Source organism: Shinella sp. GW821-FHT11G07 (genome assembly GCF_058808115.1).
Window position 1 is genome coordinate 32,205 of sequence record NZ_JBXARJ010000010.1, and the last position, 16,740, is coordinate 48,944.

General features: G+C 63.5%; 15 protein-coding genes. 9 read left to right on the forward strand and 6 right to left on the reverse strand.

Features of this window, described 5'->3' with window-relative positions:
* Positions 1 to 12: 12 nt before the first annotated feature.
* From AC1RT2_RS19740 to AC1RT2_RS19750, 3 genes are all read right to left on the reverse strand, one after another.
* Positions 13 to 2,457: a hypothetical protein gene (locus AC1RT2_RS19740; protein WP_493104639.1), complete on the reverse strand. Its 2,445-nt coding sequence runs from the start codon at positions 2,455 to 2,457 to the stop codon at positions 13 to 15.
* Between the two features lie 14 nt (positions 2,458 to 2,471).
* Positions 2,472 to 2,768: a hypothetical protein gene (locus AC1RT2_RS19745; RefSeq protein ID WP_069058996.1), complete on the reverse strand. Its 297-nt coding sequence runs from the start codon at positions 2,766 to 2,768 to the stop codon at positions 2,472 to 2,474.
* A 199-nt stretch (positions 2,769 to 2,967) separates the two neighbouring features.
* Positions 2,968 to 3,876, reverse strand: coding sequence for a LysR family transcriptional regulator (locus tag AC1RT2_RS19750; protein WP_493104641.1), 909 nt, complete (start codon positions 3,874 to 3,876; stop codon positions 2,968 to 2,970).
* An 88-nt stretch (positions 3,877 to 3,964) separates the two neighbouring features.
* On the opposite strand from AC1RT2_RS19750, the gene AC1RT2_RS19755 reads away from it, so the two are divergent.
* Together AC1RT2_RS19755 and AC1RT2_RS19760 are read left to right on the forward strand one after the other, a co-directional pair.
* Positions 3,965 to 4,552, forward strand: coding sequence for an NAD(P)H-dependent oxidoreductase (locus AC1RT2_RS19755; protein WP_493104643.1), 588 nt, complete (start codon positions 3,965 to 3,967; stop codon positions 4,550 to 4,552).
* A gap of 3 nt (positions 4,553 to 4,555) precedes the next feature.
* Entirely contained in the window at positions 4,556 to 4,975 is a 420-nt protein-coding gene (locus AC1RT2_RS19760; protein ID WP_493104645.1) for a DUF6220 domain-containing protein, read from the forward strand.
* Here the strand turns inward: AC1RT2_RS19760 and AC1RT2_RS19765 are convergent, their stop codons facing one another.
* A complete protein-coding gene (locus tag AC1RT2_RS19765; RefSeq protein WP_493104647.1) occupies positions 4,976 to 6,973 on the reverse strand; it encodes a putative bifunctional diguanylate cyclase/phosphodiesterase in 1,998 nt (665 codons plus the stop codon).
* 171 nt (positions 6,974 to 7,144) lie between these two features.
* Between AC1RT2_RS19765 and AC1RT2_RS19770 the strand changes: the two genes are divergently transcribed.
* The 3 genes from AC1RT2_RS19770 (at position 7,145) to AC1RT2_RS19780 (ending at position 10,215) form a co-directional block, all read left to right on the forward strand.
* Entirely contained in the window at positions 7,145 to 7,498 is a 354-nt protein-coding gene (locus AC1RT2_RS19770; protein WP_069058993.1) for a DMT family protein, read from the forward strand.
* Between the two features lie 67 nt (positions 7,499 to 7,565).
* Entirely contained in the window at positions 7,566 to 9,032 is a 1,467-nt protein-coding gene (locus AC1RT2_RS19775) for a DUF1800 domain-containing protein (protein WP_493104650.1), read from the forward strand.
* A 10-nt stretch (positions 9,033 to 9,042) separates the two neighbouring features.
* On the forward strand, positions 9,043 to 10,215 hold the full coding sequence (locus tag AC1RT2_RS19780) for a DUF1501 domain-containing protein (protein ID WP_493104652.1): 1,173 nt from the start codon (positions 9,043 to 9,045) through the stop codon (positions 10,213 to 10,215).
* A 1-nt stretch (position 10,216) separates the two neighbouring features.
* Here AC1RT2_RS19780 and AC1RT2_RS19785 read toward each other — a convergent pair whose 3' ends face one another.
* The gene (locus AC1RT2_RS19785; protein ID WP_493104654.1) at positions 10,217 to 10,807 is read right to left on the reverse strand and encodes a hypothetical protein; all 591 of its coding nucleotides are present in this window, start codon (positions 10,805 to 10,807) and stop codon (positions 10,217 to 10,219) included.
* An 18-nt stretch (positions 10,808 to 10,825) separates the two neighbouring features.
* The gene (locus AC1RT2_RS19790) at positions 10,826 to 11,206 is read right to left on the reverse strand and encodes an acyl-CoA thioesterase (protein ID WP_069058990.1); all 381 of its coding nucleotides are present in this window, start codon (positions 11,204 to 11,206) and stop codon (positions 10,826 to 10,828) included.
* 203 nt (positions 11,207 to 11,409) lie between these two features.
* Between AC1RT2_RS19790 and AC1RT2_RS19795 the strand changes: the two genes are divergently transcribed.
* From AC1RT2_RS19795 to AC1RT2_RS19810, 4 genes are all read left to right on the forward strand, one after another.
* Positions 11,410 to 13,230 carry a methyl-accepting chemotaxis protein gene (locus AC1RT2_RS19795; protein WP_493104657.1) on the forward strand — a complete coding sequence of 607 codons (1,821 nt, stop codon included), beginning with the start codon at positions 11,410 to 11,412 and terminating at the stop codon, positions 13,228 to 13,230.
* 270 nt (positions 13,231 to 13,500) lie between these two features.
* Positions 13,501 to 14,739, forward strand: a complete 1,239-nt coding sequence (locus AC1RT2_RS19800) for an extensin-like domain-containing protein (RefSeq protein ID WP_493104658.1) — start codon at positions 13,501 to 13,503, stop codon at positions 14,737 to 14,739.
* Positions 14,740 to 14,853: 114 nt separating this feature from the next.
* Positions 14,854 to 15,507, forward strand: a complete 654-nt coding sequence (locus tag AC1RT2_RS19805; protein WP_493104660.1) for a glutathione S-transferase family protein — start codon at positions 14,854 to 14,856, stop codon at positions 15,505 to 15,507.
* 372 nt (positions 15,508 to 15,879) lie between these two features.
* Positions 15,880 to 16,701, forward strand: a complete 822-nt coding sequence (locus AC1RT2_RS19810) for a sulfite exporter TauE/SafE family protein (protein WP_493104662.1) — start codon at positions 15,880 to 15,882, stop codon at positions 16,699 to 16,701.
* The last annotated feature ends 39 nt before the right edge of the window (positions 16,702 to 16,740 follow it).

Genomic DNA, 16,740 nt, shown 5'->3' on the forward strand with positions numbered 1-16,740 from the left:
TCCATTGTCCAGCTACTGCGCTGCGGCGTCCGAAGTGGTGGCCTGGGTGGTGACGGCATCCAGCTTGTTGCCGTCCGCGGCTGCCGGGACCTTGCTGAGAATGTCGACCACCGTCACCTTGCCATCGATCTCATCCATGCCTTCGCTCGTCCAAACCCGGAGCGGCAATGTCTTGGTGCAGCGTCGCGCCGTGGGTTCGTTTGTGATGTTCGAGGGCATGCCTGTCAGGGCCGCAAGGGGCTGCGCGTCCTCAATCGTCGTTTGGACGATCGTCTTGCAATCGATGAAGTCGTCGAAGAAGGCGCTGACCGATTTGAAGCTCGCGATGACGCCTTCCATGTCCGGCAGGACAAAAATCTCGTCCGCTTTCTGGCTGCCGAGGGTCACAACGGTGCTGCGCCAGAGGCGGACACCGGGGATGATGATCGAGCCCGGTTGCCCCACGCGCAGCAGGTGCCCGCTACCGAAGGCGTCCTCATCGATGTTGGGCCGTCGATAGGTCAGGCCATCCGAAATGAACGCGTCGAAAATCTCGTAGTCCGACGGCATGGGAATGGGAAAGCGGCGCGTTGGATCCTCGAAGACGACGGAACCCGAATCGTTGACCCAACCGGTCGTAACCTCGGCTTCGATCTGGTTTGCCCAGGCCGGCACGGACAGGAGCGCGGTCTGGGAAAAGGTCTCGGGACCGGAAGTGCGGTCATTGCCGATAGCGATCCACCCGAACTCGATCACGTCGGCCGGGCTGGCCATGCCGAAGGTCAACACCTCCGGCTCCGTATCGAAGGCGGAAATGTCTTCGCCGTGGTCGAGTATGCCGCCGAGCCGTCCTTCTCCGCCCTTCAGGCCGAGGCGGAGACTGGCCGACTTCGAAAGTACCCGCGCTGTGGAGGATCCATTGGGGATGAGCGAGTAGAGATAGGAATCCGAACGCTCGACCTTCTTCATGAAGGCGAAATAGCCGGCCGGAAAGAAGATCGACGACAATGAACCGGTTTTCGGAAATATGTCCGTCTGGCCGCAATAGTCGCCGATGCCGGCGATGGCCGTTTCCGCGTCCGCGCGCCTTTCTAGTTCCTTGGTGGGCGATGTGCTCGAAGGCAGGCACAGTTTGCCGGCATCGGCCAGGTGGTAGATGCTGGGTTTGGATTCCGTCGCCAGGGTCTCGTAGATCTGGGCGGCGAGGCCGTAGACGAGGGGTGGTATCGGGTCCGTGGCGGAGGCGGTCTTGATCTTGGTCGTGAAATAGACCCTTCGCTCCTCATCGTTGACGATGATCGTCGCGAAGTTTGACTGGAGGTCGTTCAAGCGGCTGATCAGCGCCTGAAACTCATCGTCGGTGCTCGCCGTAAGCGAGAAAATGGTCGTCGTCAGCGGCAGCACACGCATTCTGAGCGCCGAGCAGTTGGCTTCCTGTATGATGTTGCTGGAATATTGTAGGCTAATCACATCGGACCATGGTGTCGGCAGCGGCACCGCCGCGAGGTCCGTTTCCGGAAACTCGAAGTCGCTCTGTATGGACAGGACTTTCGCAAGCGTTTCGCGGAACATGCCCCGCACGTTCTCAAAATTGACCACGGCCAGATTGAGTTGGAGGATTTGCGCATTCGACGGGCCAAGCAATCGCTTGCAGGAGCGATCAAGCTCGCGGTTCAGCCTGTGCTCGAGGTTCTTGAGCCACTCGTTGTACTGAAGATAAGACCGGTAAAGCGGATGCGCCTCGTTTGTGAGGATGGTGTTGCCTTCCTTCGAAAAATAGAAGGTGTTTACGAGTGCCTCTTCGACGGACATCGGATTGCCGTCAGCCGCCGTCGGGGGTGAGAAAAGCTTTTCCGCGGTGATCTTAAAGGCGACGCGTGCGTGGTAGCTTGAGCCGCGCCGCTTGAGCACCGTCGTATCGAATTTCATTGCCACCAGAGAATTGCCGGTCAGGTCGTGCCGGTCGTCGAGCATGTTCTCGATGATGTCCTGACGGATCTTGTCTCGCATGGCGGACTTGAGGTCGTAGTCGACATCGTAGGGAAACTCGCCCACCGGATCGGTTCTCACCGACGTGGCGGGGGCCGTCTCCGTTTTCGATGCATCAGACGATTCCGCAGCGACGGGTTCAGTTTTTCCGTCTCCGGCCTCTGCTGCGCCGATACCGATTTTCAACGATGAAGATATGCGCGTCCTGCTGAAGGTGGATTTCTCCACGGTGTCGAGCTTGTTGTTAAGCCAGGCCGCTTGCAGGTAGCGATCGTTGACCAGCCGCTCGCGGGTGTAGATTTCCGGGCTTTCCACATAGATGCGGCCTGGTGAGCGCCAGAAGTAGAGATCCGGCAGGCCGAACAGATAGACGATATAGGCCAGAAAGAGGGCGATCACGGTGGCGCCGGCAGAAACGCCGGCACGCCACCCTGTCGGAAGCCGGAACGCATATCGGGGTGTGGGTTGCGCAGGATCCGGTTCGTTCACCACCACCATCCACCTCAGTTTCGCTTGTCTTGTTTGGTCTTGTCTTTTCCGCTGCCGGTGGTCGCCGGCACCGCCCCATTCGTCCTCTGGCTCGCGACGGGCGGCTCACACCGCTGAAAGACCGCTCTTCCACTCGAGCACAGAAAACGCGCAACGCCGGACGGGCAGCCCGCATAGGGCAAGGTGACCTTTGTTCCATTGGTTCCGGCGCGGCATTCCTGGGCGCTGGCAGGCATTTGGCTCAGCAGCAGAAGCGCGGAGACAGCGACGGCCTGCCGCGCGACAGAGTGTGAAGATGCCATCAGGGACATTCATCCCTCCTCGCACTGAAAATCGGGCCTCGCGACGCCAGACGGTTGTTTTCGTCATTCGCGCGTAAGTGCAGTCTGTGTCATATTGAGAAATGCAAGGTAGTATATAATAAGGGATTGCGAATGCAAGCAAAAGTGGGAATTCGCGGCTTCGGCGGGTACCCGGGTTGAGGCCGGCCGGCGATCCCGTTTTGCTGTTTTATCGACGCGCCGCCGCAAGCAACGTCCGCAATTCATCCGCGACGTGCTGCACCGCCCGATCCTTGTCGCGCCGACGGTGCCAGGCGAGGTGGAGCGGGAAGCCGGCAACGGGGATGGGCGGCAGGACGATGTGGAAACGCTCGGCCGCATCCGACGGCAGGCAATGGCTCGGCATCATGGCGATGAGATCGCTGCCCTCCAGCAGCGACGGCACCATCAGGAAGCTCGGCACGACGATACCGACGCGGCGGGATTTGCCAAGGGCGGCAAGCTGGTCGTCCAGGGGCGTGCGCGTGTCGCCCCGGCCGGAGACGAGGATGTGCGGATAGGCCAGCCAGCGATCGAGGGTGAAATCGGCGCCGGCCGGGTGGGTCTTCCGCATGGCGATCACATAATGCTCCTGTAGCAGCGTTTCGCAGTGGAAGGCCGTTTCGTCGATGGCCGGGAAGACGGAGAGTGCAATGTCGCTGGCGCCGCGGGCGAGGGATTCGAGGACGGCGGCGGCGCCATGCCAGGGTTGGATGACAAGGTCGATGCCGGGGGCGGAGTGGGCGAGGGCGTGGTGCAGCGGGCCGGCGACGAGGATGCCGGGATGGTCGGCGGTGACGATGCGCACGGTCTGGCGGATGTCGGCAAGCGGCTCTTCCGGGGCGTCGACGACGGCGGCAATGCCGACGAGCAGGTTTTTCAAGGGATCGCGTAGCGCTTCCGCCTTCGGCGTCAGGCGCATGCCGCCCTTGCCGCGTTTCAGCAGGGGATCGGCGAAGAGGTGGCGGCAACGGTCCAGCGCACTGGAGGTGGCGGGCTGCGACAGGTTCAGCTTGGCGGCGGCGCGTGAGACATGGGCCTCGTCGAGCAGGGCGTCGAGGATGACGAGAAGGTTGAGGTCGACCGATCTTAAATTCATGAAATCGATAATAGCATATACAAACCATCCATTGGAATGATTTTGCTGGGCACGGCATTCTGATGGCGTCAACACAGGAGATGACGCCATGAGCAAGACCTTGATCCTTCTTTTCCATCCCGATCTCAGCGGCTCGCGCGCCAATGTCGCGCTCGCCGGCACCGCTCTCCGCCTGCCCGGTGTCGAGGTCATCGACCTCCATGCCCTCTATCCGGACGGCAGGATCGATGCGGACCAGGAAGTGGCCCGGCTGTTGTCGGCCGACCGCATCGTTTTGCAGTTCCCGATCCAGTGGTATTCGACGCCGCCGCTGCTGAAGGCCTGGCAGGATGCGGTGCTGACGCGCATGTATTACATCAACTACGAAACGGAAGGCCGGTTGCTGGAGGGCACGCCGCTGCTCGTCGCCGCAACGGCCGGCAATGTGCCGGAAGCCTATGCACCGGACGGCGCCAACAAGTTCACCATGACCGAGCTGCTGCGCCCGCTGGAAGCGACCGCGCATCGTTGCGGCCTGCCATGGCAGCCGCCCTTCGTGCTCTTCCGGGCTAACAAGCTGGACGACATCGCATTGCATGGCGCGGCGAAGACCTATGCGGGGCTTCTCGAGGACTGGCGCAAGGCGACCGAACCGCAGGAAGATTTCCGACGTTTCCTCGTGGAAGCCTGGGGGTGAGCCATGACGACGACCGATTTTGCAGTCACGGCAAAGCCGCGACGCACCGTGCCGTTCTGGTATCTGCAGGCGGCACGCTCGGTGCCGGCCGGCATTCTTGCGCAATATCTGCTCGCAGGGCTTGCGCTCTTTCAGGACGCGGTTTTCTGGGCGTGGCATGGCGGGCTTGGCATGCTGCTCTCCGTGCCGATCTCCGCGATGGCCCTTGCGGCCTGGCTTCTTGCGCAGACGAGACCGCTGCGCTGGTGGGCGGGCCTGCTCGCGGGGCTCTACGTTACGCAGATCGTGTTGATCGTGAGCGGGCAGAACCTGGAATCCGGCCTGTTGCAGGCGCTGCATCCGTTCAATGGCGGGCTGATGCTCGTGGCGGCGCTGGTCATCGTCGCCAAGGTGGAGCGCAACCGGGCACGAACGGCACGGTGATCAGGGCGTGCCAGCCATGCTGCGGCTGATGCGCAAGGCATGCTGGTCAAGCCAGCGCGGGATGTCGGCGGCCGGCATGGGGCGAGCGAAGTGATAGCCCTGGGCGTGGCGGCAGCCGAGCATCCTGAGCACTTCGGCCTCTTCCTCGTCCTCGACACCTTCCACGACGATATCGATGGAAAGCGCATGGCCGATGCCGACGAGGGCGGCGATGAGGGCCTGGTTCTCGCGGCTTCTGGCGATGCCCGTGACGAAGCTGCGGTCGATCTTCAATCGGTCGATATGCAGGCTGACGAGATAGGCGAGCGAGGAATGGCCCATGCCAAAATCGTCGACGGCGAGACGGAAGCCCGCGGCTTCCAGCCGGGCCAGTTCGGCGCCGGCGGCCTGCGTGTCGAGCGTCGCCTCCTCGGTGATCTCGATCTCCATCAAGGCCGGGGAAATCTCGTGCGCGGCGGCAATGCCGCTCAACAGGCGGGAAAGCGTGTCGCCGGAAAATTCGCGCGGCGAAACGTTGACCGCCACGCAGGCCTCCGGCAGGCCGAGGCGGGGCAGGGTGCGCAGCAGCTCGGCGGCGCGATTGGCGACATAGCCTGTCAGTTCCGTGGCGATGTGCAGGGCCTGGGCGGCGCGCACGATATCCGGCGGATTGACCGGGCCGAGATCGGGATGCGCCCAGCGCAGCAGGGCCTCGAAACCCGTGACGCGGCCGGTGGCCAGCTCGACCTGCGGCTGGAAGACCACCAGCAGCTGATTGTCTTCGATCGCCTCTGCGAGCGTCGCCTCGATAAGGCGTTGCCGCTCGATGCGGGCCTTCAGCACGGGATTGAACAGGCCGAGCCGGCGGCGGCCACCCTCCTTGGCGGCATAGAGCGCGATGTCGGCGCTGGCGAAAAGATCGTCCGCCGTTTCCCCGTGTTGCGGGTGGAGCGCAAGCCCGGCACTGGCGCCGACCGTCACGGGGCGCTCGCCGATAAAGATGGGATCGCCGGCCAGCCGCACGATGGCATCGCCGATCTCGCGGCCGCGCCCCTCTGCCTGCTCGCCCTCGACGATGACGGCGAATTCGTCTCCCCCGAGACGCACGACCGTATCTGTCGGGCCGGTGAGGCTGACGAGCCGCCCGGCAATTTCGACCAGTACGGTATCGCCCGCACCGTGCCCCATCGTGTCGTTGATCGCCTTGAAGCGGTCGAGGTCGATGACAAGCAGGGCGAGCGTCCCCGTGGGGAAATCGCTGGCAAGCAGGCCGCGCAGGCGCTGGTTGAACAGGGCACGATTGCCGAGGCCGGTCAGCGGGTCGCGGTTCGCCAGCGATGCGAGCTGGTGATAGGACTGGCGGATTTCCGCATTGGCATCCGACAGCGACGAGGCCAGCGCCACGGCCTTCAACCGGTCGATTTGGCTGCGGATGAAGCCTGCCTCGCTGAGTTGCCCGGCGCGCACCATCATGATGGCGAGCAGCAGGGCGTCGGCGGCGATGACCAGCGCATCCGTCGTACCGGATATCAGCAGCGAGACGATGGCGGTGAGCAGCGGCGGGCCGGCGAAGAGCAGGGCGGTGCGGGCATAGGCTGTGCTCTGCATCAGCGAGCCCGCGCAGATGCCGCCGATGATGAAGATGAGGTAGGGATTGAGCCCGCTGGCACCATGGGCGGTGCCGATGAAGGGCACGAGGCTCCACGCAATACCGCCGCCGAGCGCTCCGAGCGACAACACGCCGAGCGCGCGCCGCGGCCGTTCCACTGCACAGTTCAGGCGCCGGACGACGCGCACGCCGACATAGCGCGAGAGATTGACGGCAAGCACGGCGGCCAGCCAGAGATAAATGCTGATATTGGGACCGTCGAGCCAGAGGATGGCGGCGGTCGTCGCGGCGAGGAAGCTGTTGGCGGCAAGCGACAATACGATGCCGTCCAGCACGGACAGCGCCTGTGCTGAGAGGATCTGGCGTCTTGTCGGTTCATCCGCCGGCATCAGCCGGCTCGCATCCGTCATTCTGGTCCGGCCCCGTCGACTTGCCGTCTGGACGGCTCGCGGGGATGGTGTGGCGGCGCGCATAAGATTGTCTTAACGGGGGATCGCGAGAATCAGTGGCTTGCCGATCTTGACGGTGCCGGCCTGTCGGTTATGCCCTTCACCCATCTCCTCAGGAATCAGGATTCGCCAATGCCCTTCAGCCTCAACCCCGCGGCCGTCTGGCCGATCGTGCTGCTCTGCCTCTCCAACGTCTTCATGACCTTCGCCTGGTACGGACACCTCAAGTTCAAGTCGGCGCCGCTGTTCATCGCCATTCTGGCGAGCTGGGGCATTGCCTTCTTCGAATATTGCCTGGCGGTGCCGGCAAACCGCTTCGGCCACGAGGTCTATTCCGCCGCCCAGCTGAAGACCATCCAGGAGGTCATCACCCTTCTTGTCTTCGCCGGTTTTTCCGTGTTCTGGCTGAAGGAAAGCCTCACCTGGAACCACGCCGTCGGCTTCATGCTGATCGCGGCCGGTGCCGCCTTCGTGTTCAAGGGATAGGCCGCGTCTCCCAAAATAGTCGCAATCGGGCGCAAGCATTGCGCATGGACTGGATGGAACTCTTCTGATGCCAACTTTCGCCAGCATGGCGGCGATACGCTTCGGTTATGGCAGACGGCCGGGCGAAGCGCCGCCGGAGGATGTGGACACGCTGATCCGGCAGGTGGAGCGCGGAGCAGGCGAGGCCTGTCTCTTTCCCTTCGAAGGCCTTGCCGAGCGCCGAGCGCGTTTTGCCGACTATAGTGTCGTGGAAGCCTCCACCAGGGCCGCGCGTGATACCGGCACGCTGCAGATGATCGGCGAACACAGCGTCAATCCCTACAGCGTAGCGCTCAACAATTCGCTGCAACTGGACCGGCACCGGAAAGTTCAACAAGCGGTCCTGTCGCCAAACGGCTTCTTTGAGCGACTTGCCGCCTTCTGGGGTGATCATTTTTCGATCGACGCGAGCAAGGGGAGGGGCTCGCGTCTCCTGGCGGCGCTGTTTGAGGCGGAGGCGGTGCGGCCCAATATTGCCGCGCGTTTCAACGACCTCTTGAAAGCCGCGGTGCTGCATCCGGCCATGCTGCTCTATCTCGACCAGGTCCGGTCTGTTGGGCCGAATTCGTCGTTCGGTCTCAAGTCGGGCCGCGGGCTTAACGAAAACCTGGCCCGCGAACTGATAGAACTGCACACGATGGGGGCGGGAAGCAGCTACACGCAGACCGATATCCGCGCGGCCGCCTATGTTCTTACCGGCCTGTCGTATCGGGCACCCGACTACAGCACTATCTTTCGAACGCACTTCGCCGAGCCCGGCGGCTACGAAGTGCTCGGCCGATCCTATGGCGGTGCGGATGCCGAGATGCAGCGGGTGCATGACCTGCTTGACGACCTAGCCGGGCGGGAGGAAACCCGGCGCCACATTTGCCGCAAGCTCGTCGTGCATTTCGTCGCCGACGATCCGCCGCAGGCAGTGGTGGAGGCCATGGTGGAGGCGTGGATGCGCAGCGACGGAGCGCTGCTTGACGTGTATCGGGCGATGCTCGAGCATCCGCGGAGTTTTGCGGAAGAGGGGCAGAAGGCGCGGCAGCCGTTCGACTTCGTCGTTGCCGCGCTTCGGGCGGTAAGCGCGCCGATGAGCGCGTTGCGGGCGAGCGGCGAGAATGACCATACGTGGCAGTTGGCGTCGGATGTCGCAGCGTTGGAGGACGTGTTGATGATAACGGCGGAAGGGCTGCAGGCTTTGAGAGCCAATCCTTTTTCAGTCGCTGTAATCCACCGGCTCGGCCAACCGATCTGGTCTCCACCGAGCCCAGCGGGCTGGGCGGAGGATGTTTCGGCCTGGGTTACCGCCAGCCAGATCACCGAGCGCATCGCCTGGGCCCGGCGCCTGGTCGCGCGTTTTGGCGGCGATGCCGACCCGCGGGACTTTCTCGCGGCGACGCTTTCGGATGTGGCGCGGGCGGATACGATTGAGACCGTTTCGCGGGCACCCAGTCGCGAGGTTGGGATGACGATGGTTTTGGCATCACCGGAATTCAACCGACGCTAGGAGCGTGTTGATGACGACAGAAATCAAACGCCGCGCCTTCCTTGCCGGTGCTTGTTGCATAGCGGCCTCGCCGCTGGTTACGCCAGTCAGCTTTGCGGCCATGCCCGGCGACAACCGGCTGGTGACGATCGTGCTGCGGGGGGCGTTGGACGGGCTGGCTCTGGTGCAGCCCTATGGCGACCCGGCCTTGCGGGTGTTGCGGCCGAAACTAGCGCTCGGCGCCGATGACGGCCTGGTCGATCTGGATGGCTTCTTCGGCTTGCACCCAGCCGCCGCCGACCTGATCCCGCTCTGGCGCTCGAACGAGCTTGCTTTCGTGCACGCGACCTCCACGCCCTATCGGAATGGCCGAAGCCATTTCGACGGGCAGGACGTACTGGAAAGCGGTGGTGCGGCCGTTAATGAGGACCGCAGTGGCTGGCTAAACCGCGCCATCGCCGTCATTCCGCGACCCGCCGATCGCCGGGCGATCGACGTGGCCAGCACCGCGGAGCTTATCTTGTCGGGAGAAAGCCCGGTTGATGTCTGGTCGGCGCGCACGGATCTTACGCTGGCGGAGGACGAACTGGCATTCTTCGTCCGGCTCTACCGGAACGACCCAGCTTTTGCCGCCGCCATGCAGGAGGCTACCGAGACGGACCTGTTGTCGGACACAATCCGTGACATGCAGGGGAGACCCAAAGGGGGGATCGTTGCCGTTGCAAAATTCACTGCCGGCATGCTATCGGCCGATCATCGCATTGCGAGTTTCTCCATCAACGGCTGGGACACGCATTTCAACCAGGCGCGGGTCTTCCAGCGGCCGACCATGGACCTCACCGCGGCCATCACCACGCTCAAGGCGAACCTTTCTCCGGCGATCTGGCGCAAGACCGCCGTCCTGGCGATCACCGAATTCGGACGGACGGCGCGCGCGAACGGTTCGGCGGGCACGGACCATGGTACGGGTGGCGTCGCTATTCTGGCGGGCGGTGCCGTTGCTGGTGGCAAGGTTTATCGTGATTGGCCGTCGCTTGCCGACGGTGATTTGCTTGACGATCGCGACCTGCGGCCGACGATGGACCTGCGCCAGATTGCGGCGGCCATGCTGCGCCAGCAGTTCGGCATTTCCACAAGCGACCTCGAGGCATCGGTTTTCCCGGGGCTCGTCGTCGACAAGCGGCCGGCCTTCCTGCGCGGATAGATCACTCCAGCACGTCGAAGGCGCGAAAAATCCAGCTCAGCTGGTAGAGGATGCCGAAGCTGACGAAGGCAGTGTGAAAGCGTCGGCTGGCCGTCCATGCCGCCGTCAGGCAGAGCACGATGAACGCGACGTTTCGGACCGGGTATTCGTAGCCGAAGGAGCCGAAATAGGCCTCTCCCTTCAGCGCTGTGTCCACCAGATCGACAGTGAAGACGAGGGCGAAGGCGCCAAAGAACCATTTTCGGCGGGAATAGAAATAGTCCTCGTAGCCGGCATAGTCATCGAGCGTTGTTGGAAACAGGAAGACGGCAAGCAGGAAGAACAGGCAGCAATAGCTGATCAGGAACAGGTAGACGCCGAAATCGATCGTCGTCAGCACCTGCAGGCGAAACTCCCACCACCAGAAATGCAGCAGAAACAGCAGGAGGAAGGCGGCCCAGGCAAGGTGCACCGGATAGGCCTTCACCTTGCCGGGATGCTGGATGAACAGGGCGACGCCGGTCAGGAGACGCGCGACGGTGAGGCTCACCACCATGCCGATGACGATGCGCACATGGCCGAAAATGGCGGGATCCGGGGTCGTGTGCTCCATGGGGCGCCTCCTGTCGCCTTATTCGACGGGGACAGGGGTCGGATGGCCGTCCTTGTCGAGCGCTACCATGACGAAGGTCGCGCCCGTCACCTTTTCGAGCGTCGTGGTGAGATAGCGCTGCGCCCAGGCCTCGACGGATAGCGTGATCGAGGTTCGGCCGACGCGGGCAATATCCGTGTAGATGCTGAGCGTGTCGCCGATCTTCACCGGCAGATCGAAGGCCATTTCCTTAACGGCGGCGGTGACCACGCGGCCCTGGGCGCGCTCCGCGGCGCGGATGCCGGACGCAAGGTCCATCTGCGCCATGACCCAGCCGCCGAAAATATCGCCCGCGGCATTGGCATCGCCCGGCATGGCGAGCGTGCGAAGGGTGAGCTGTCCGTTGGGCGTGCTGGTCATGCGGGTCCTCTCCGTTTCCCTTCGGTCTAGCTCAATGCGGCCAGCGGAGAAAGAGGGCGGGTGCGCAGCCGCAGATCCGGCTGCCCATTTTCGAGCATGCTCAGACTCTAAAATTGATAATTGCAATTTTAGATGATTTTAAAAGGTTTCCGAGACCTTCGCCGACAAGGCGCACTGCGTCCAGTGGTGTCGAGGAGAGCCCGGTGAAGAATTTCAGAATTTCCACGCGACTTTCATTGCTTGTCGGTCTCGCCCTGACCATCTTCGCAGCGGCACTCGTCTATAGTCTATACCATTATCAGGACGCGATGGTTGTCGAGCGCAAGGCAAAACTTGCCGCGATGGACCAGAGCATGCTGACGTTGTTCAAGCACTACCACGAGCTTGAGACGGCCGGCACGCTGACGCGTGAAGAGGCACAGACACGGGCGAAGGACGCGGTGCGGGCTCTGCGCTACGAAGACAGCGGCTACTTCTGGATCAACGACATGAATGCCGTGATCATCATGCATCCGATCAAGCCGGCGCTCGACGGCACCGACCAGACCGGCATGGCGGATCCCACCGGCAAACGCATCTTCGCCGAATTCGTGAAGGCGGTGAAGGCAAGCCCGACGGGACAGGATTTCGTCGATTACTACTGGCCGAAGCCGGGCTTCGAGGAGCCGGTGCTGAAATATTCGCACGTTGCCGGTTTTGCGCCCTGGGGCTGGATCGTCGGCACCGGCGTCTATGCCGACGACCTCGCCGCGATGTTCCGCAGCAATGCCATCGAGACGGCAATGATCCTCGCCATCGGCGGCCTCGCCATCATTCTCGTCGCCTACGCGATCGTGAAGAGCGTCACCGGCCCGATCCTGCGCCTCAAGGCGTCCATGCAGGCGATCGCCGAGGAGGATGTTTCCAGCGATGTGCCGGAAACCGACCGCAAGGACGAGATCGGCGAGATGGCCAAGGTCGTGTCGATCCTGCGCCAGTCGGTGGCCGAGCGTTCTGAACTGCGTGTCCGCGAGGGCGAGCAGCAGGTTCGCCTCGACGAGGAGCGCGGCGAAAGCGAACGCCGGCAGCGGCAGGTGAGCCAGAGCCAGACGGATGCCATGCATGTCGTCGGCGGCGCGCTGGAACGCCTTGCGAATGGCGACCTCACGGTCTCCATCGGCTCGATCGCGCCGGAATATGCAAAATTGCGCGACGACTTCAACCGGGCCGTCGATGCGCTGTCCAGCGTCATCAACGCCATCGCCCACTCAACCGAGATCGTGCACGGCAGCGCCGGTGGTATCGCGGAAGCCGCCAACAATCTCTCGCATCGCACCGAACAGCAGGCGGCTTCGCTGGAGGAAACCGCGGCCGCACTCGACGAGATCACCGCGACCGTTCGCAACGCCTCCGAACGGGCCGCCGAGGCAGGCCGCATGGTGGCCGAGACCAAGCAGTCGACCGGTCGCTCCGGTGCGATCGTGCGCGATGCCGTCGCCGCGATGAGCCGCATCGAGGACGCCTCCAGCCGCATCAGCCAGATCATCGGCGTGATCGACGAGATCGCCTTCCAGACCAATCTTCTTGCGCTGAATGCCGGCGTCGAGGCCGCGCGGGCAGGCGAGGCGGGTCGCGGCTTTGCGGTCGTGGCGCAGGAAGTGCGCGAACTTGCCCAGCGCTCCGCCAATGCGGCGAAGGAGATCAAGGGCCTCATCAGCAACTCGGCCACCGAAGTCGGCACCGGCGTGACGCTGGTGCGCTCGACGGGCGATGCGCTGACCGAGATCGAATTGCTGGTCAACAAGGTGAATGACCAGGTGACGTCGATTGCCACCTCCGCCCGCGAGCAGGCCACCGGCCTTGCCGAGGTCAACACGGCGGTCAACCAGATGGACCAGATGACCCAGCAGAATGCCGCGATGGTGGAAGAAACCAACGCCGCCGGCCAGACGCTGACCCAGGAAAGCGAGCAGCTGAAGACGCTGCTCGGGAACTTCCGGCTGAACCCAGCCGGAGCGGCCGCCCCCCGGCGCCGCGCCGCATAACCAGAAGACGATCTCCGGACTTCCTTGCCCCGGCGCTCGACAAGCGCCGGGGTTTTTCGTTGACCTCTGAATTGGTGGGGTCGGCGGGAACGTTTCCTTTACCCTGTTGCGAGAAAATCTTCTGGAAATGCAGGCACGTCGCCCTGCAAGTCCGGTTTCAGGCTTTCGCCGTCCGAATGCGGACAAAAGCGGCCTGCACCATCACCGGACAAAGGTGTGTGCAACCGGGACTTCGCGATGGTGCGAGGCGGATGCCAGGCGGAAGTGGCAATGAGTATTGCGTTCGTTTCTCGTCTCCGCAGGCCGTTGGGGCTGTTTCTGATCCCGGTGCTGCTCGCCGCCTGTTCCGGTGGTCTGACCCCGCCGGACGACATCGACGGTGCCGGCGTCGGCGCCATCCGGCCGGCGGCAGATGTTTCGCGACGGCAGACCGACGACATGGGTGATACGGGCGGCGATCTCACCGCCTATCCCGTCGAGGAACCCGCCGGGCGGGTGGCGACGGCGGACACGGCCATGATGACGCCCGTCACGGAAAACAAACGCCTGCCGATGATCGACAGCGATGAGGCTATGGGCATTTCACAGCCCGTGCAAGCGTCTTCCGGCGTGCTCACGGTGCCGGAGGGCGGCGTGAACATGGATGAGGGGCTCGGCGTCGAGCGGGTCGAAGGGCTCGCGGAATCGCAGGCCAACGAGATCGCCGAAGGCAATGCCACGCAGGTCGTCGTCGATGGCATCGGCACCGATACGCCGCAGCAGATCGGCCAGCCGGAGACGATCCCGATGACGGAGGCCGGCACGGAACTTGGCACGGCGGCTGACGGCGACGACTATCTGCGGGTGCCGGACAAGGCCACGACCCGTCGTCACAAGGTTGTCGAGGAAGAACAGGTCGCCTTCCTGCCGCGGCTCAACAACCCGATGCAGATCCCGGAAACTATGGGCGGCATGCCGGCCTCGGAAAAGGCCTGCCGGCAGCGGCTCCAGAAGCTGGGTGTGAAATTCCGCGATATGCCGCGCATCTCCAAGGGGCGTTCCTGCGGCATCGCGTGGCCGGTCGAACTGTCCGGGCTTTCCGGCGGCATCCAGATCAAGCCGGCCGCACAGGTCAATTGCCAGATTACCGAGGCCTTCGCCCGCTGGGTGAAGCAGGAACTCGTGCCTTCGACGCGCACGCGCTACCTCTCCGGCGTCTCGGCCATCCACCAGATGTCGTCCTATTCCTGCCGCACCATGAATTCGCAGCGCGGTGCCTCCATGTCGGAACATGCCAAGGGCAATGCCATCGATGTCGGCAAGATCGTGCTGAAGAGCGGCAAGGCGATCGCCATCGAGAAGAAGGGTTTCTTCGCCTTCCGCGAAAAGGGCCTGCTGAAATCGGTGCGCAGCGACAGCTGCAAGTATTTTTCCACCGTGCTTGGCCCCGGCAGCGACCGCTACCACAAGGACCATTTTCACTTCGATCTGCGTGCCCGCAACTCCGGCTACCGCCATTGCAGCCTGTAACCGTGTTGGATTGCCTTTTTCGGCCTGGTGTCCGTGCGGGAATTATCTCCGGCACCGTGTCGGAACTTCGCCCGGCCAACCGTCTTCCAGAGAGGCAAGCCAGGGAGAAAGACGATGACGGCTACGATTACCGGATTTGCACAATCGCCTGATCGCGGCAGGGGGCTGGCGCGTGACATGCGTGTTCGCTGGGCGCTCGAAGAGGTCGGCCAGCCCTACGCGGTGCGTCTTCTGTCCTTCAAGGCGATGAGGCAGCCCGCGCATCGGGCACTCCATCCTTTCGCGCAGATTCCGACCTATGAAGAGAGCGACCTCACGCTGTTCGAGTCCGGGGCGATCGTGCTCCATATCGCGGAAAACCATGCCGGCCTGCTGCCAAACGATACGAATGCCAGGGCGCGGGCGATCATGTGGATGTTTGCCGCAATCGGCACGGTGGAGCCGCCGATCGTCGAGCGTTCGGCCGCGTATCTGATGGAGCGCGACAAGCCCTGGTATGCCGAGCGGCTGCCGATGCTCGATGGCCGCGTTCGCGTGCAACTGGACCGGCTTTCCCACCATCTTGGCGATGCAGAATGGCTCGACGACGCTTTCAGCGCCGGGGACCTGATGATGGTGCATGTGCTGCGCCGGCTGGAATCGTCGGGCCTGCTGGAGGACTACGCGAAGCTCGCCGCTTATATCGCCCGCGGCGAGGCGCGGCCTGCCTACAAGCGCGCCTTCGCCGATCAGCTGGCGGTTTTCACCGCGGCAACGGCTGGCGGATAATGCGATCCCGAACGGTAGGCAAAAAAAGACCGGCGGGGAGCCGGTCGAAAGGGGTGGCAGCGCACATAGGGGTGGTTGCTGCCTGGAACGTCACATTCCGTCACCCGCGCCGGCGCGGACCGGCGAAGATGCATGCGGGCTTCCGCGGGGGAAGCGGGCGGATGGGGCCGCCGGTGGCTCCCTCAGGGTTCGGGAGCAAGGCCGCTGCGGAGCGCAGGGGGAGCGATGGGTGGTGCGGGGTGCAAACCGTTCCCGTCGGCCTCGCGCAGAGACTGGTTGAAATGGGTCACGGTTTGATGACATCTGGCGTCTCGCCGCCGCGAAATTTTCGCGAGTCGCCGCCGCCCCTGATGGCCCTGTCCGGAAGCCCCCATGCCGCCCATCACCGACCTGTTTCTGTTTGCGCTCGCGCTCGTTGCCGCCGGCGTGGTGTCGGGCCTGCTCGCCGGCATCTTCGGCATTGGCGGCGGGGCGATCCTCGTGCCGGTGTTCTATCAGGTGTTCGGTTCTCTCGATGTGCCGGAGGCGGTGCGCATGCACCTGTCCATCGGCACCTCGATTGCCATCATCGTGCCGACGTCGATCCGCTCCTTTACCGCGCACCGCCAGCGCAGCGCGGTGGATACGGACCTGCTGAAAAGCTGGATCGTCGCCCTGCCGCTCGGCGCGATCCTCGCCTCGGTGATCGCGGCCTTCATTTCCAGCGTCGGGCTGCGCCTCGTCTTCGTCGGCATCGCGCTGCTGGTCGCGTTGCGCATGCTGTTCAACCGCGATACCTGGCGGATCGGCACCGAACTGCCGAAAGGCATCGGCAACCAGCTCGCCGGCGTCGTCATCGGCACGCTTTCCGGCCTGATGGGCATTGGCGGCGGCGTGCTCAACAACACCTACATGACCTCGTTCGGCCGTCCGATCCATCAGGCGGTGGCAACCTCCTCCGGTGTCGGCGTCCTCATCTCCATTCCCGGCATCTTCGGCTATATCTGGGCCGGTTGGGGCGAGCCGGGTTTGCCGCTCGGCTCCACCGGTTTCATCAACTGGATCGCCGTCGCGCTCATCGTGCCGATCGCGCTTGTCGTCACCCCCTGGGGCGTGCGGCTCGCCCATTCGATGAGCAAACGACAGCTCGAGCTGGGCTTCGGCGTCTTCCTGATCCTCGTTTCGCTGCGCTTTCTTTACAGCATCTACGGATGAGCGAATTTTTTCTCTCACCCGGGTGAAAATTGACAAGGG

Coding starts and splice junctions, on each gene's coding strand:
- AC1RT2_RS19745 (WP_069058996.1), bottom strand. CDS start 2,768: ATGTCCCTGATGGCATCTTCACACTCTGTCGCGCGGCAGGCCGTCGCT.
- AC1RT2_RS19750 (WP_493104641.1), bottom strand. CDS start 3,876: ATGAATTTAAGATCGGTCGACCTCAACCTTCTCGTCATCCTCGACGCC.
- AC1RT2_RS19755 (WP_493104643.1), top strand. CDS start 3,965: ATGAGCAAGACCTTGATCCTTCTTTTCCATCCCGATCTCAGCGGCTCG.
- AC1RT2_RS19760 (WP_493104645.1), top strand. CDS start 4,556: ATGACGACGACCGATTTTGCAGTCACGGCAAAGCCGCGACGCACCGTG.
- AC1RT2_RS19765 (WP_493104647.1), bottom strand. CDS start 6,973: ATGACGGATGCGAGCCGGCTGATGCCGGCGGATGAACCGACAAGACGC.
- AC1RT2_RS19770 (WP_069058993.1), top strand. CDS start 7,145: ATGCCCTTCAGCCTCAACCCCGCGGCCGTCTGGCCGATCGTGCTGCTC.
- AC1RT2_RS19775 (WP_493104650.1), top strand. CDS start 7,566: ATGCCAACTTTCGCCAGCATGGCGGCGATACGCTTCGGTTATGGCAGA.
- AC1RT2_RS19780 (WP_493104652.1), top strand. CDS start 9,043: ATGACGACAGAAATCAAACGCCGCGCCTTCCTTGCCGGTGCTTGTTGC.
- AC1RT2_RS19785 (WP_493104654.1), bottom strand. CDS start 10,807: ATGGAGCACACGACCCCGGATCCCGCCATTTTCGGCCATGTGCGCATC.
- AC1RT2_RS19790 (WP_069058990.1), bottom strand. CDS start 11,206: ATGACCAGCACGCCCAACGGACAGCTCACCCTTCGCACGCTCGCCATG.
- AC1RT2_RS19800 (WP_493104658.1), top strand. CDS start 13,501: ATGAGTATTGCGTTCGTTTCTCGTCTCCGCAGGCCGTTGGGGCTGTTT.
- AC1RT2_RS19805 (WP_493104660.1), top strand. CDS start 14,854: ATGACGGCTACGATTACCGGATTTGCACAATCGCCTGATCGCGGCAGG.
- AC1RT2_RS19810 (WP_493104662.1), top strand. CDS start 15,880: ATGCCGCCCATCACCGACCTGTTTCTGTTTGCGCTCGCGCTCGTTGCC.